Source organism: Neobacillus sp. plas4, from assembly GCF_057221695.1.
Map to the genome: position 1 here is coordinate 2,695,335 of NZ_CM170152.1, position 15,821 is coordinate 2,711,155.

Consider the following 15,821-nt stretch of genomic DNA (forward strand, 5'->3'; position numbering starts at 1 on the left):
TTTATTTAGCATCTAAGAACTTCACAGTCTACCCCATCTTATAGCTTTAGAATTATTATTTTTTCTGTTTTCTCATTTGAGAATTATTATTTTTATTTTCCTCAGCGCTGGAAGATTTTTCGTTGCTGATGGCTGCTTCGTTTTTCGAAGAAGCCGCTAAAATAGTTTTACTTTCACTTGCATCCTTATCAGGAGAATCTGTTAGCTTCCCGCTCGCTTCGTCCTGTTTGCTCGCAGATGATTCTGTTTTGTTTTGCTCTCCTTGCACAGCGAGAGATCCTGTGCGTTTTGCTCCGGTTTCTTTCTTTTTATCCGCAACCGCTGTTACTGCGCTTGCAATTTCAGAATTTCCTTCTACGATCAAAATATTTGGGCTTTCCGTAAAAACTTCTTCCCTTACTGAAGGTACAGAACGCTCGATCCGTGCTTCTTCTTTTCTAACGATGTCCTGCACCTGCTTCGTTTCTTGAATTCTCCGCTTGCCGACAATGATTTCTTCAACGACTACGGGTCTTTTCGTTACTTCAATTCGTTCTTCCGTAATGGGAATGCGAATAACTTCATCCTCTGTAATCAGACTGCCATCATACTTTCCATCGATGACAGGACGGCGCTCTACATATACTTCTTCACGCATGTAAGGAACATGAATTATTCGCTGTTCTTCCACTACTTCTTTATGCAGCTGTAATTCTCCGACTTGGACACGCTCTTTTGTAATATCAAGCTGTTCTTCATGGAGCTGGACTGCCCTTGATTCTTGATTCTCATATTTTACTTCTTTTGTATAATCATAATCATATTTTGCTTGTTTTGTATAATCATAAACTGGATTGTCATAAGCTCGGTTCGTATCGACCACCAAAATCAATTTCCCTTTATTTATTTCCACTTCACACTGTTTTGCTGCAAATTCAGGTAAGCCTCTTTCAATAAGCCTGTTGGACAGAGTGTTTGTATTTGCTGATCCTCCGCCCATTCCTGCCGTCATCATGGTAAAAAAGCTGTCCATCATAACACCGGCTAAGGAATTCACTTGTATATCCGCTTCTACCATGACTCCAGTACGAGAAGTAACCAATGGAATGTCACTTCTATTTTCTGCCACCACCATCATATCTGTTTCACGATAGCCCTGACGTTTTAATCCTTCAATTGCATACATGACCTCATGCTCTGAATTAAAAGTTCCGACGATTTTTTTTCCAATACTCATTCTACTATCCCTCCTAAATTTTACTAGATGTGGAAATTAAATTGCATCCACTTGATAGTATGTCTACCCGAGAGTTCTTTACTTGAAACATTTGGAAGTTAAATTTATTATAAAGTTTGTTATAAAACTTGAAAGTTTACCGGCAAGAAGTCTAGTTACACAAAATTTAATTATGCGGACATTTATATGAATGGCTGTTCCCAAGCAGAAAAGGCGATAAGCCCATAACACGAATACCAACTTATAGTATGTGCGACATAGTGGAGGGTATCGGGACGCATACCATGCGAAAAACCTTTGGTTACTGGTATTACAAGCAAAGATATAGCAACACTTCAAACTATATTGAATCACTCACACCCCGAAATCACTTTAAGGTATATAGGTATCACGGATGAAGAAATAGAAAATAGCTTACAATCATTCAAGCTATAAAATGGAACAATAGTATGGGGTGATCTATAGGAGCTAATCAGCTCCTATTTGTTTGTGAATAAGTTATTGTCAATTGACCAATGACAAAAACAATAAGAATAACTGTTAATGACAGGAGTTGCTGGGGCTACTATCATTAATCCATATATCATAGATTGATCTCATAGTTTGTAGGTTGTCTTCATAAAGGAGCTTATAAATTGAAGGAATGGATATTTGTTGACTCCTCGGATACGATGTCAGAGGGGAAGACCCCTGGGGGGGACCTCGCCTGCAATTGAAATCAATTTACTCAATGCTCCCGGAAAATTTTTTTTGAACATAGCAAGGGATTAGGCTGTTTTCTAATTGAACTAACGGGGCAGTTTAGTTTAAGTACATTTCTTCACAAACTTATTGATATTTCGATCCCTAAAATAACAAACGAAACAAAATAATTGACTCGATGCGTTTAGTCGCCTGCTTTATTTGCGAAGTCGAGACCGTTTGTATTACTAATCATCATTTTGGTCACGTTAACATGCAAATCAAATCCACGAAAATGAGCGGGTTATTGGTTATCAAACCCTTCACCAATTATTTTTAAATTATTAAGCTCTTCTTGAGAATAATCACGTGTCTAGCTAAAGTCTAAGCTGTAAGATTTGATGAAAACTCCTTTGAAGCCGTAAAACGGGCTTTTTTTAAGAAAAGTTTTATTGACATGTTCTGCTATTCGGTAATACTATATACTAGTAGTCAGTAACGCTGAATACCAGTAACACAAAATACCTGTGTACAGAGTACTGAAAAAAATATAAGGAAAATATAAATGGAGGTAAAAAATTGGAAAATATTACGGAAATGCTGAAAGGGGTGCTTGAGGGGTGTGTGCTTGAAATCATCAGCCGTGGCGAAACTTACGGCTATGAGATTACGCATCAGCTGCGAGAACTTGGCTTCACTGATGTGGTTGAAGGCACAGTTTATACGATTACCATGCGGCTTGAGAAAAACAATCTAGTGGAGATCGAGAAAAAGCCATCCACTATGGGACCGCCGAGAAAATTTTACACACTCAACACATCAGGTCAAGAGCAACTTGAAATTTTTTGGAGAAAATGGGATTTCGTCTCAAGTAAAATTAACGAACTCAAAACTAATAAAATCAAAAGGAGAGAAGTAAAATGAATATTTTTGAAAAAATTATCGGAAGTCTGGATGACAAGCGGGAATGGAGGGCGATGGAGGCACGTGCGAAGGCACTTCCAAGTGAGTACCGCAACGCTTACAAAGCTATGCAAAAATATATGTGGACTGCTGGTGGTGGTCCCACCGACTGGAAGGACAGCAGCCGTATCTTTAATGGCATTCTTGACCTTTTTGAGGAAGGTGCAGCGGAAGGCAAGAAAGTCACTGACCTTACGGGCGAGGACGTGGCTGCTTTCTGCGACGAACTAGTGAAGGATGAGCAAACTTGGAAGGATAAGTATCGTAAGAAGTTGAACGATAACATTGGTCGTGGCTAACGGAGAAATCCTAGTGGGATTTTAGCTTAGCATCACTAACGGCGCAAACCGCCACTTGGTACGACTTGGCTTCCTTTGCCGACAAATTGTGGCAAACGCTAAAACCAATGTCAACAAGTATCGTGAATATTTGAATCAGAGAATCATGAAACGATTGGGAAAAAAGTAAATTCAATAATTCATTCCTACTGAATAGCTGGTTACAAATGTAATGTGTCACCTTCCTATTCAGTTTTATTTTTAATCAAGTAGTAAGTAATACAGAATATCAGTATGACTAAGTAGGGGAGTATAGACAATCTAACGCCATGCTGCCTATTTAAGGAGGAAAAAAGTATGAGCAATGCAGCGATTTCTGTAAAAGGGCTAAAAAAATCCTTTAAAGACAAGGAAGTCTTAAAGGGGGTGGATTTTGAGGTGCGGCGCGGCGAAATTTTCGCACTGCTGGGCTCAAATGGAGCAGGCAAGACGACGACGGTAAACATCCTCTCGACGCTGATGAAGGCCGATGGCGGCGAAGTAGGTATTTGCGGCTTTGACGTCCAGCGTCAACCGGATCATGTTCGACAGAGCATCAGCCTGACAGGGCAGTTCGCAGCTTTAGACGGCATGCTCACAGGAAGGGAAAACCTGATGATGATCGCCAAGTTGCGGGGAGTTTCCAACCCCGCTCAAGTCGACGATAATCTGCTTGCAAGATTCAGCCTGACTGATGCGGCCAACCGCCGGGCAGATAAGTATTCTGGCGGGATGAAGCGCAGGCTTGACATCGCCATGAGCCTGATTGGGACGCCAGCAGTCATTTTTCTCGACGAACCGACGACAGGGCTTGACCCCGAAGCGCGGATTGAAGTCTGGGATACCGTCAAGGAACTTGCCGGCGGCGGTACGACCATCTTGCTGACGACCCAGTACCTGGAGGAAGCCGAACAGCTGGCAGACCGTATCGCTATCCTGCATGGCGGAAAAATCATCACGACCGGTACCCTTACCGAACTCAAAGCGATGTTCCCGCCAGCGAAAGTGGAGTACATTGAGAAGCAGCCGACATTGGAGGAAATTTTCCTTGCGATCATCGGCAAAAAGGAGGAGATGTAAATGAAAAGCAAAACAGGGGTATTACTTGGACGTTTAATGCGCAACATCATACGCAGCCCGGATACGATTATCACGGTGGCGATTACGCCGATTATGATGATGCTGCTGTTTGCCTACGTTTTTGGCGGCGCCATAGAGACAGGCACGGACAACTACGTCAATTATTTATTGCCGGGAATCTTGCTGATGGCGATCGCATCCGGTGTCGCTTACACTTCCTTGAGACTGTTTACGGATATAAAGAGCGGGCTGATGGCGCGTTTCATTAGCATGCCCATCAAGCCCTCATCGGTTTTGTGGGCTCACGTGTTGACTTCGCTTTTTTCCAATGCGCTTACTGTCGTGGTGGTTATCCTCGTCGCGCTCTTGATGGGCTTCCGTTCCAGCGCTGATATCCTGGATTGGCTCGCGGTAGCTGGGATACTCGGGTTGTTCACGCTGGCACTGACATGGCTGGCGGTCATTCCCGGATTGACAGCGGGGTCTATGGAAGGGGCGACAGCCTACTCGTACCCGCTGATTTTCCTGCCGTTTATCAGTTCGGCCTTTGTCCCTACCGAAACCATGCCTAAAATTGTCCGTGCGTTCGCTGAGAACCAGCCCGTGACTTCAATCGTGAATGCGATTCGAGCCCTCTTGTATGAAGGGTCTGTTGGTAACGATATCTGGATCGCGCTTGCCTGGTGCGTCGGTATCATGGTCATCGCTTACTTCTTTGCCAGTAAAACATTTAAACGCAAGTTAGGGTAATTACATCATTTGGGAGTAGACAAATCAAAAGTCCAACCGCTCCATTTAATGTATTTACTACACATGGAAGGCTGCTTAAATGCCGGTGCAACCATCCATAGAATCATGGAAAACCACAAATCTGGTGTGGTTGGTGACGCTCAATCACATTGATGATTCAGCTGCCTTCTTGGACAGCTTTTCTTTATTGAGCTAAAGGGGCATTTAGTGCAATAAGAAGGGGTAAGCCTAATAAACTTGCTTCCCCCTTTTTAAACTAATTTGCACTTTTTAAGAGCCCTAAAACAACTAAGTCCGTACCTTCTTAACTACTCTTATTTGTTATTTTCCAATTTTGCTTTTCATCATCAAATGACAATAAGTATAAATTATTTATCCCACTTAGTTTTTTCTCCAATACATATCCGTTTTTACTTTCTTTATTTAGATAAAATACTGGAGACCAATCCCTACCAATCGGAGAAAGAGTTATGAAATTTCAAGAATAAGATGAGGAAAAAGAGCAAAGATACAGAAGAGAAGAATACAAATTCAGAAAGGGGTTTTTATTTATGCATTCAGGCTTTGAAAAACCATTTATTCGTATCCATTTGTTATATCATGCTAATCAAAAAGCAATTACTCCAGAAGGAATACAACCAGAGATTAACAGTCATGGTTATCAAGTCAGCCCACACGAGATTCAACAAGAATTAACCCACCTAGCTAACGAAGGATATTTAACTGCTAATGGTTCTCAATACAGTATTACAACAAACGGAAAGGGAGAACTTCAAAGTGTCCAAGAGCATCTAGAGCCTTTATATCAAGAAGTGAAAGCCGAATCCTCTATTTAAGGGGTCCGGCTTTTCTATACCCCTTTTGATTAAAAGATTATTTCGTTGTCCCAGTAGCATAATCAAAACACCGATTAAACACAAATTATTGAACCTATTCAATCAAATATATCAGTTTTTTATCTATTCCCCGCTAATGGGAATCTCTACCGGTGGCGTTTCTACAATAAGCGGAGACGCTTTTTCTTATTTTTACTACCGACGGGGCAGGAACAGTTGATCTTCAACAATCGGGGCGATTGTGGAATAAGCGCCTCTTTTTCTTATTCAACTAAAGGGGGCAAGAGTTAATGATGCGATACCGAGGTGTTCCCCTTTTCTTTTTGTACTAACGGGCAGTTTAGTTGAAGTAGGATTCTCTGTTCAGATGTTGAATAACATAAAAAGGTAAGACCTTGTATCCGAATTACTATTTTCAGCAGAAAGCTATAACCAAGCAAGTACAAAGGAGGAGTGACTAATGAAATTTATGATGGTTGTGAAGGCTTCGAAGGATTCTGAAGCAGGGACAATGCCAAAGGAGCAGATGGAGAAGATGTTTGCTGCGATGAAAAAATACAATGAAGAACTGAAGAAAGCAGGAGTTCTGGTATCAGTTGGTGGACTCCATCCAAGCTCCAATGGCATTCGTATTTCTTACCCTGTTCCGGGAGAACCGCCGACCATAACAGAGGGTCCTTTCGCCGAAGTCAATGAGTTGATTGCAGGATACTGGTTCATAGATGTGAAATCTCGCGAGGAAGCCATCGAGTGGGCGAGGCGTGCGCCAGATCCGCATGGTCTTGGAGAAGGACAGATTGAGCTTCGCCAAGTATTTGAATAGACAAATAAGCTGAACGTCGGATTAACAATGATTCTATTGAAGTGGTTCTAATCAATCATAAAGCTAGGAATTAAAGATATAGGATCAATAACCATCATGGCTTGGTATAGATGCAATGATTTATTTTTTATTTTAAAATACTGATGTTTGTGAAGTAGTGTACTTAAACTAAAGGGTGCTTTACTTGAATAAGAACAACATACGAATCGAAAACCAGAAATGAAAATTCAGGAGTGGCAAAAATGGTTGTGTTTATGTCTTCTTGCAAATACTTTTGAAAAATGTTAAAATTCAGAATAATTATTTTTGTTCGGTGTTAAGGATAGTCTAAGATTAACTTTTCGTCTTGATGATCACTGAGTGCAAGGATAGTAACACATTGTGTGCAAAGCACACAGCAGGAGGAAACAAAATGGAACAAGGTAAAGTAAAATGGTTTAACGCAGAAAAAGGTTTCGGATTTATCGAGCGTGAAGGCGGAGAAGACGTATTCGTTCATTTCTCAGCTATCCAAGGCGAAGGTTTCAAATCTTTAGACGAAGGTCAAGCAGTTACTTTTGACGTTGAGCAAGGTCAACGTGGAGCTCAAGCAGCGAACGTGCGTAAAGCTTAAAAATAAAACCAAACTCAAGCAGGCTCTTTATAGAGTCTGTTTTTTTATTTATCCTTAAAGTTGAATAAACATTTTAAAGTGGCTAAAATTGTCAATCTTTTTTGGTGTAATTCAATTAAGCGGGTGCTTGAATTTTAATATTAATTGAAAAATGCGACATCTAACTTTAGAAATTATAGGAGTGAGCATTTTGAATAAAATGATTGTTATTCTTACGATTTTATAAATGTTTATCACAGGCAACTTAGCAAATGCTAAAGCTCCAGAACCCCCAAAAAATAAAGAAGCACAAGACTGGTATTGTACTTCAGAAGATATTATCAGAGATATTATGGTTCCATCTATTGAAAAGAGGGTAATGAAAGAGTATCCAGGTAACGATTCTGCTTCTTTGACTGAAAAGGAAAGAATTATGAATTACAATTGGTACCACTCGTAATTTGAAGCTTTTATTTTGAATTTGAGATAAATAAATTTAGAATATGAATGCAATCTTATTATAAAGAACCATCATTAGATGGTTATATAATAATTATTATTTTGAACAGAATAATAACGTTAATCGTAATCTTATAAAACTGTTAACTTTAACAAAATATTTCTCAGGAGGGCTTAAAATATGGGTAAATTAGATGGCAAAGTAGCAATTGTAACAGGTGGAGCAAGTGGAATTGGTTTAGCAACAGTAAAAGCTTTCGCAGAAAAAGGTGCAAAAGTCGTTGTCGGTGATTTCAATGAACAAGGAGGAAGAGCCGTTGAATCTGAATTAAAAACGAATGGATTAGATGTTTTGTTTGTTAAACTGGATGCAGGAAATGAAGAATCTGTTAAAAACCTAGTGGCTAAAACAGTAGAACATTACGGAAAATTAGATATCATTGTGAACAACGCAGGCATCGGCAGTTTAGGGGAAGTACATGAGATGTCTTATGATGACTACCATAAAATCATAAGAGTGAACCAGGACGGTGTCTTTTTCGGCACGAAATATGCTATTCAAGAGTTTTTAAAAACTGGCGGTGGCGTGGTACTGAACACAGCTTCTATTCTAGGAGTTGTAGGCGAGCCAGGTGCATTTCCGTATGCTGCATCAAAAGGTGCAGTGGTTCAAATGACAAAAGCCGCTGCTCTACAATATGCTACTCGTAACATCCGAGTGAACGCTGTAGCTCCTGGTTATATTGAGACGGCTCTTGTGAATAAAGAAGCCTTAGGCGAGTTCTATGATGGACTTGTAGCGAGACACCCCATCGGAAGACTTGGGAAGCCTGAAGAAATCGCTCATGCATTTGTTTTCTTAGCTGAAAATGAATTTACAACAGGAGCGACAATACTTGTTGACGGTGGATATACCGCACAATAATCACCCTTATTTTTAAAGAACCATTCTCGGATGGTTCTTTATTATTAGAGCTTGAGTTAAGAAATAAATATTATATAGTTAACCCTCTTTTATTATGAAATTAAAGTTTGTGAAGAAATGTACTTAAACAAACTGGGGGCTTTAATTGAATAAATATAATAAAAAAACATTCAGGGATTTCGTTCTGAGCGTTTTTTTATGACAATTTTATTGTTATTAACAATGAAAAACCGGTTGCTAATTCTGTTTCGATTTTGCCTACTAAATGTGTTTTTGTACTTCAAAACCTAACTACTTAAATTAACTAATAGAGGTCATTTCCTGAGAACCTGTAAGGGGGAAAGTCAATTCGTGTATATTTTGCAACTTTTCTAATCAACTTAAGAACTATACAGATTAGAAGAAGGTGTAGTATGGCAAAAAATTGTTATCGGTCATTCACCATCATTTCATTAAGCATGATCTTTATTTTAATGTCTTCCTGCAGTCAGTCACAAAGAAAAGATGAAAATTACAGGACGAATAAAATTCCTCGCGAGGTTTTAGGTTTTTACACAGAACAGGAAGGAACGTTAGCAGGGTCTCAACCTACAGTTAATTCACATTTCACTAATTTAAGTATCATTGCACCCTTTTGGTATAAGCTCGATGATAAGCGACCAGGTAATCTTATTGATTCGGTTACAGCAGATCATAAAAAAATGGTTATTCAGAGTGCTCATGAAAAACACCTAAAGGTATATATGGTTGTACATAATCTCTTTTATGAAACCGTGGAGATGGGCAAGCAGGTAGCGAATAATGTGCTCGATAACGATAAAAATCGCAATGTTTTTATTCAGAACTTACGCAATGAAATGAATCAGTTTAAATATGACGGTATTAATATAGACATGGAAAATTTATATTTAACTGACCGAGATTCCTTTAGCCTGTTTATAAAAAAATTGGCTGATGCACTAAATCGTGATGGAAAAGTAGTTACGGTTTCAGTCCCGGCAAACACGGGTGATTCCCGTGCTAATCCCTGGTCACCATGGTTTGATTACGAAAAGCTTGGTCTATATTCAGATGGGTTAATGATTATGACATACGACGAACACAACCCAAGAACAACACCAGGGTCATCAGCATCAGTCGATTGGACAGAAGCAACGATTCGGTATGCTTTGAAACATAAAGTACCACCATCAAAAATTTTACTCGGTATCGCTGGTTATGGATGGGACTGGGATACGACAACAGGCAAAGCCAAGTATAGCTCCTATAAAGAGTTAATGAGTCAGAAATCAAAATATAAAGCTAAAGTTCTATGGGACGCCCGTTCACAAACACCTCATTTCGATTACGTAGATGAAGAACAGCATAGCCACCAGGTTTGGTTTGAGAATAGCGATAGTCTGCGGTTTAAGCTAGACCTCGTGGAAAAATATAATTTACAGGGAATCGGGATATGGCGGCTCGGTTTAGAAGACCCAAAGTACTGGACGACCATACCCGAGAAAATAAAAGTAAAAAAGTGATGGAATCGTCTACCAAGAAACAAGGAATTCTTCAGATGAAAGTGTCAAGCTTGAATTTGAACTAACGGGGGCACGATACGAAGATCCAGCTGCGAAACATTATTGGTGGCTTTTCTTTTTCAGCTAACGGGTGAGGTTACGTCAATAAATTGATATTGAACATGCTGTGAAATTACTCTCCTTAAAAATCCGAACTGTTTTACTCTAAATCTAAAATACTCCGTTATATATTTCTTGTCCTTGGACAAACTTATTTAGTCAGATTCAATTCAAGGAGGAATCAAATATGGAAAACAATATCAAACAGGAAATGGAACGCATTTGGACAGAAACGTGTGGTTCATGGGAAAACTGTACTGAGGAAAACATTCAGTCTTTCTTAGCACAATGCCAAGAAAAGAGTATAGACCCGCAATATTGTATGAGTTGGGTAGAGAAACATAGCAACCAAATCCCTAATTGGCCAGCCGTTTCAAAGGTATCTCTTGATTGGGTAAATGAACATACTTCAACTGGTTCGCCGATGAACGGATATGAACTTCAGTAACAAGGAGAGACACACTCTCCTCTTTTTTATGCCTTGAGGTTTTTACCTACCTGCTCCAAAAATAGCTCTATAAAGTTTTTAATTAAAGTAAAGTGTGTACTGCTTTAACAAGGTTCAAACACTTTTGTTCTGCTAAAGGGGGAGATTAGCGACATAAGCTTCCTGTAACTTTCAATACCTTTTCTTGTTCGATTTTTATGGGAGATTAGAAGTATTCTACTTAAAGTAAGAGGGGCGTTTGTTCAATAAAGGGATTCGCTTTTTGTATCATTTTTTGAGATGAACTAGTATATATGGATAAGAAAAAGACCATCTAGAAAGGATGGTCTTTAAACGCGTTTTGTTCCAACATATCTTGGATGCCAATATGGGTTGTTTGTGCTTGTAATCATGACTCCTTTTGATGAAGAAGCCATAATCATTTTACCATTCCCTATATACATGGCAACATGTGTTGGGCTACTTGCCTTGGTTGGAGCATAAAACATTAAATCACCTGGTTGAATATAATTATAGATACGATATCCGTTACCGTAGAACATTTGGGCGGCTGTGCGATTTAGAGTTTTTCCAGCCCTTGCGTAGGAATACTTAATAAGTCCTGAACAATCAAAACCACTTGGTGACATCCCGCCCCATTGATAAGGTACTCCAATATTAGACTTTGCCACCGAAACTGCTTTTGTATGATAATAAGCCGCTTCCGCTTTATCACCCATGTTAGCAAACAAAGAGCTGAAAGAAACTATAATGACAAAAGCTACGACGAATTTCTTAAGCATGTTTGTTACCTCCTAGTGTGATTTGGTAGTTTAAATATACTATAAAGGTGTAACAGCAATATCACAGCAAAATTACAAATTCATTAAAAGTTATTTTGATATAATTTTATGTTTGCCTCCTATTGTTCAATAAGAATATCGACAGCATTCATTAACAGAGCCAAAAACAACAGATGTTTACTGCAAAAAATAAGACCCTTCGATTTAGGAAAATCAAGGGTCTTACCTAATATTTAAAAATAATCTAGTTATGAGTCTTTTCAAGTGCTAGTTTTATACCAAAACCTATCAGTATAGTACTTGTGATTCCTTCAACAATATTTTGTGTTATAGGTTTTTTCATAAATGCACTAATATGATTAATTGAATAGACATAAAGTAAAAACCATACGGTAGTCAATACGTATAAGCGATACCCATTATTAGAAACGGTAAAAATTCATTATTAATTTCGTAGTAACCACTGTCGTATATCCAATGAATTAAATAAATATATGGCTCAAATATAACGTTGCTTCCTTTTACCAACAAAAAATGCCCCCTGCTGTCTGAATGGGAACCATTATTCAACATATCAGAGAAAACGACTTAATATCAATCGTTAGATTTTGGTAATTACACAATATAAATTAAAGAAAAGAATCTCAATAAATGGGGGCTTTACTTTAATAGGATTAGAGCTTTGATTCAGTTTTTCCACTAACGAAGCAGGTGTGCGGCCGAGCCTAGGTCGTATCATATAGCGGGTGGAATTCCCGTCGAGTAAGAACTAGCCATTCACTCGTAGCGAGTCTTGGAGGGCTAAAGGTAACTTTAGTCTTTAAGCGTAGACAGTTAGGTGGCGGGCCGAAAGCCAAATGGTTGAAGGGATTGAGCCCCATAATGTTAGTAATTCGAGAGGGCTGATGCTTTACCTGCAGCAGAAAGCAATATTTCATTCTTCGTATATGGCAAGAAGAATGAAACCTCTCTGGGGTCAGAGACCTTGGCACGTTACACATTGATATGATACGGCAACTCGGGAGACCCTATCGGTCTTTTCTTGTTGGAAGAGTATGGTGTACAAGCGATAAAAAGTAAGGAAGCCAAATGCCGATTTAGGGAGTCGGATAGCAGCGTAGTACCAATGAAGTTGGGTAATGCCGATGGAGGAAAGGCTAGCTACCAGTTATCACCCTTACTAGGGGCACATTTACTACACACAGAGGTAGGAATGATAAATGGAATCAAGACTAGTAAGGATAGCAGAAATAGCAAATCAGATCCTAGAAGATAAGCTGTATTTTGTGAATGGTAACTAGGAGGAGCCGTGTGCGTTAATTGCGCAAGCACGGTTCTGGGAGGGGGGAGTACACAATCTACCGTAAGGTAGAGAGGTTCTCTTCTACTCGACTAGTGGAAAAACTGAGTAAAACTAATATAATGAGGTGCAAATTAGTATGTAAAATATAGTAATAAAAATAATAAATTCAGACAATTGAAGAGAAGCACTTGAACTATCCGTACACGATGAACAATAGAAATTTGTTGCCTCGGTTAATCCACCTGTCGCTATAGCTCTTGCTAAAGCATACATAAGGCCTGGTGGAAAAATGGTTGAGCCATTTGGAATTTACAATCAAATAGAGATGTTGGGCTTTTTCAATCTGCATTATACACCTAATAGTAAAGATGATTATTGGCTATTTCATTTTTTTATCGATAAAAGATTTCAAAGAAACGGATTGGGGTTAAAAGCATTAAATGAATTAATCAGATATATTAAACGTAACAATCCTTCTTGTAACTGTCTGCGTTTAACTGTCCATCCAGAAAATGAATCAGGGAGATTATTTATTTGAAATTTGGTTTTTCAGAAGATAATATACTGACATATGATGAACCTACTTTTTCCATATTTATATATCAATACTTTGTAGTACTCCAATAAATATTTTTATTGGTGCTTTACTTAAATAAGAGGGCTTGCTGCTGCAGCCATTTTCTTATTGATCTAACGTGGAAGAATACTTCAATTGTTTCCTTTGTTATGATGGAATTATTAAAAAGTCTACTTTTGAGGTGTTATTATGTCGATAAAAGATCTTAATCATTTTTTATTTTCTGTGTCTAATTTAGAGAAATCGATAGAGTTTTATAAAAATGTGTTCGATGCAAAGTTGTTAGTCAAGGGCAGTAGCACAGCCTATTTTGATTTGAATGGAATATGGCTTGCCCTTAATGAAGAAAAAGATATTGCCCGCAATGAAATCAGCCAGTCATACACTCATATTGCATTTTCAATAGAAGAAGCTGAGTTTGATGATATGTACCGTAAACTTGAGGAATTGAATGTACATATCCTTTCAGGTCGTCCAAGAGACGAACAAGATAAAAAATCCATTTACTTTACTGACCTTGATGGTCATAAGTTTGAATTTCATACAGGTACTTTACAAGACAGGTTGGATTATTATAAAAAGGAAAAAACACATATGGAGTTTTACAATTAATCGTTTCCCTGTTCAGATAAAAAGGTTTATCGAAAAGATTGTGAAGAATTACACTTAAAGTAACGTTGCAGGTTACTTGAATAAGAATTATATTTTCAAAATTGCTGAAAACCATTTAACTAATGGAATATAATGTAAGGATGGGTGTTTTAGACAAAGCTATTGACACAAAAAACAGGGAGAACATTTATAGGATGTGGGAGGAGATTTTATGAGTTTTAAAAAAGCATTTAATATTGGCTATATCGTATTTCTATCTGCTTTAGCTTTCGTATATTTTTTAGTTCCACACGAATACAACTGGAAAGCTATAGTGATTCTAAGTCTACTTTTTGGTACATATCAAGTTATTGTTGGATATAGACTAAAGCAACAACAACAAAAATAAAATAAATATACATTTTTATTTAAAAGTCTCTTGTTAAACAAAAGGATGCAAGAGTTCAAGAGCATATTGAGTTGCAGCGGCAGCTCATTTTCTTTTTATGCTAACGGTCAGGTTACTAACTACCGAATTATTTAATAAATATAAAAGAGGTGCTATTTTGTGGGCTAGAGCGAAACAAGTACTTTTTATTACTGTTGTTGGCTTAATTACTTTAATTGTAACAACTATTTTCACAGGAGAAGTAAAGTTAAATAATCTTCTGATCTTTTTATCAGGTGGTGTATTAGGATTAGTCGTTGGGAGAGAAGAATCTAAAAAAATAGGAAAGAAATTGAGTATTTTTACAATTAGACCAAAAAGGTTTTCTATACGCAAATCCTTCTTCAAGTAACGGGGGCGTTGATCTAAATAGGATTAATCCCCTCTCTCATATTGCTTTTTGAAAATTCTATTATTTATTATGATATACTTTGTAAGTAAAGTAATTAGAGTACAGAGGGAGTGCTTAAAAATATGGATTACATAACACTTAATAATGGGTTAAAAATGCTAATTGTAGGTACAGGTACAAATACTTATGGAAAAGAAAATAACGAGTATAACGGGGCGTTAACAAATGAAATTCCTGAACTCGTATCAGCACTTGAGTTGGGCTACCGTTCAATAGACGCAGCCATCATTTATCGAAACGAAGAACTTGTCGGAAGAGTTTTAGCAGAAAGCACAGTGCCTCGAGAAGAGTTATTCATTACGACAAAAGTTCCAGGCAACGAAGAATATACTTCTTAAAAGGAAGCTACTCGAGCAGCTATCGATAACAGTCTAAAAAACTTCCAAACAGACTATCTCGACCTGCTTCTTATTCACTTCCCTATCGAAGACAAAGTACAACTTAAAAACACTTGGGAAGTCTTTGAAGAATATTACGAAGAGGGCAAACTAAAAGCAATCGGCGTTTCAAACTTTGGAAAAAATCATCTAGATGAATTGAAAGAATTCGCTAAAGTGAAGCCAGCTGTTAATCAAATACAAGTTAACTTAAAAGAACCTAACAATGATCTCCTTGCCGTATTAAAAGACGAGGGCATTACACCTGTTGCATGGGGACCTATGAAAGCCGAAGCACATCTAAAAGAAGTTTTGGATGAAATCGGTAAAGCCTATAAAAAATCTGGCGCACAAGTCTTATTAAAATACCAAATCCAACGCGGTGTGATCGTTATTCCTAAATCTCACAACCGTGAAAATCAAGCATCTAATATAGATCTTTTCGATTTCGTATTATCTGCAGAAGATATAGAAAAAATTGAAAACTTATAATTAGTTAGTCCTTCATCCTAGTAATATGAATAATATCGCTAGGATTTTATTTTTTCAAAACAATGAGATTGGAGTAGTACCGTTTTTTATTGAACTAAAGAAGCAGCTTAGTTTAACAAGAACGCAA

General features: G+C 38.0%; 16 protein-coding genes and 2 pseudogenes. 16 read left to right on the forward strand and 2 right to left on the reverse strand.

Annotated features, from left to right (window positions below; all coding sequences use genetic code 11):
* Nucleotides 1-55: 55 nt before the first annotated feature.
* A complete protein-coding gene (locus AC2TFD_RS13390; RefSeq protein ID WP_484675943.1) occupies nucleotides 56-1,216 on the reverse strand; it encodes a YsnF/AvaK domain-containing protein in 1,161 nt (386 codons plus the stop codon).
* 188 nt (nucleotides 1,217-1,404) lie between these two features.
* Here AC2TFD_RS13390 and AC2TFD_RS13395 point away from each other — a divergent pair.
* The 11 genes and pseudogenes from AC2TFD_RS13395 to AC2TFD_RS13445 all read left to right on the forward strand — a co-directional run.
* Nucleotides 1,405-1,651 (forward strand): annotated as a pseudogene (locus tag AC2TFD_RS13395) (tyrosine-type recombinase/integrase); the annotation flags it as partial.
* An 825-nt stretch (nucleotides 1,652-2,476) separates the two neighbouring features.
* On the forward strand, nucleotides 2,477-2,821 hold the full coding sequence (locus AC2TFD_RS13400; RefSeq protein WP_484675944.1) for a PadR family transcriptional regulator: 345 nt from the start codon (nucleotides 2,477-2,479) through the stop codon (nucleotides 2,819-2,821).
* Nucleotides 2,818-3,159 (forward strand): DUF1048 domain-containing protein, encoded by a 342-nt coding sequence (locus AC2TFD_RS13405; protein ID WP_484675945.1) that lies wholly within the window; start codon nucleotides 2,818-2,820, stop codon nucleotides 3,157-3,159. Before AC2TFD_RS13400 ends, AC2TFD_RS13405 begins: the two co-directional genes overlap by 4 nt.
* A 336-nt stretch (nucleotides 3,160-3,495) precedes the next feature.
* Nucleotides 3,496-4,257 carry an ABC transporter ATP-binding protein gene (locus AC2TFD_RS13410; RefSeq protein ID WP_484675946.1) on the forward strand — a complete coding sequence of 254 codons (762 nt, stop codon included), beginning with the start codon at nucleotides 3,496-3,498 and terminating at the stop codon, nucleotides 4,255-4,257.
* Nucleotides 4,258-5,007 (forward strand): ABC transporter permease, encoded by a 750-nt coding sequence (locus AC2TFD_RS13415; RefSeq protein ID WP_484675947.1) that lies wholly within the window; start codon nucleotides 4,258-4,260, stop codon nucleotides 5,005-5,007.
* Nucleotides 5,008-5,558: 551 nt separating this feature from the next.
* Nucleotides 5,559-5,843, forward strand: a complete 285-nt coding sequence (locus AC2TFD_RS13420) for a hypothetical protein (RefSeq protein WP_484675948.1) — start codon at nucleotides 5,559-5,561, stop codon at nucleotides 5,841-5,843.
* Between the two features lie 460 nt (nucleotides 5,844-6,303).
* Entirely contained in the window at nucleotides 6,304-6,666 is a 363-nt protein-coding gene (locus AC2TFD_RS13425; protein WP_484675949.1) for a YciI family protein, read from the forward strand.
* 412 nt (nucleotides 6,667-7,078) lie between these two features.
* A complete protein-coding gene (locus AC2TFD_RS13430) occupies nucleotides 7,079-7,279 on the forward strand; it encodes a cold-shock protein (protein ID WP_027322891.1) in 201 nt (66 codons plus the stop codon).
* Nucleotides 7,280-7,898: 619 nt separating this feature from the next.
* Nucleotides 7,899-8,642, forward strand: a complete 744-nt coding sequence (locus tag AC2TFD_RS13435) for an SDR family NAD(P)-dependent oxidoreductase (protein ID WP_484675950.1) — start codon at nucleotides 7,899-7,901, stop codon at nucleotides 8,640-8,642.
* 413 nt (nucleotides 8,643-9,055) lie between these two features.
* A complete protein-coding gene (locus tag AC2TFD_RS13440) occupies nucleotides 9,056-10,165 on the forward strand; it encodes a glycosyl hydrolase family 18 protein (RefSeq protein ID WP_484675951.1) in 1,110 nt (369 codons plus the stop codon).
* Nucleotides 10,166-10,451: 286 nt separating this feature from the next.
* The gene (locus AC2TFD_RS13445) at nucleotides 10,452-10,712 is read left to right on the forward strand and encodes a hypothetical protein (RefSeq protein WP_484675952.1); all 261 of its coding nucleotides are present in this window, start codon (nucleotides 10,452-10,454) and stop codon (nucleotides 10,710-10,712) included.
* A 329-nt stretch (nucleotides 10,713-11,041) separates the two neighbouring features.
* Here the strand turns inward: AC2TFD_RS13445 and AC2TFD_RS13450 are convergent, their stop codons facing one another.
* Complete coding sequence (locus tag AC2TFD_RS13450; RefSeq protein WP_484675953.1) at nucleotides 11,042-11,494, reverse strand: C40 family peptidase; 453 nt, start codon at nucleotides 11,492-11,494, stop codon at nucleotides 11,042-11,044.
* Nucleotides 11,495-13,086: 1,592 nt separating this feature from the next.
* Here AC2TFD_RS13450 and AC2TFD_RS13455 point away from each other — a divergent pair.
* From AC2TFD_RS13455 to AC2TFD_RS13475, 5 genes and pseudogenes are all read left to right on the forward strand, one after another.
* Nucleotides 13,087-13,335, forward strand: coding sequence for a GNAT family N-acetyltransferase (locus AC2TFD_RS13455; RefSeq protein WP_484675954.1), 249 nt, complete (start codon nucleotides 13,087-13,089; stop codon nucleotides 13,333-13,335).
* Nucleotides 13,336-13,563: 228 nt separating this feature from the next.
* Entirely contained in the window at nucleotides 13,564-13,986 is a 423-nt protein-coding gene (fosM, locus tag AC2TFD_RS13460) for a FosM family fosfomycin resistance protein (protein WP_484675955.1), read from the forward strand.
* A 211-nt stretch (nucleotides 13,987-14,197) separates the two neighbouring features.
* On the forward strand, nucleotides 14,198-14,374 hold the full coding sequence (locus tag AC2TFD_RS13465; RefSeq protein ID WP_484675956.1) for a hypothetical protein: 177 nt from the start codon (nucleotides 14,198-14,200) through the stop codon (nucleotides 14,372-14,374).
* 157 nt (nucleotides 14,375-14,531) lie between these two features.
* Nucleotides 14,532-14,765, forward strand: a complete 234-nt coding sequence (locus tag AC2TFD_RS13470; protein WP_484675957.1) for a hypothetical protein — start codon at nucleotides 14,532-14,534, stop codon at nucleotides 14,763-14,765.
* 155 nt (nucleotides 14,766-14,920) lie between these two features.
* Nucleotides 14,921-15,694, forward strand: a pseudogene (locus AC2TFD_RS13475) (aldo/keto reductase).
* Nucleotides 15,695-15,821 lie beyond the last annotated feature (127 nt).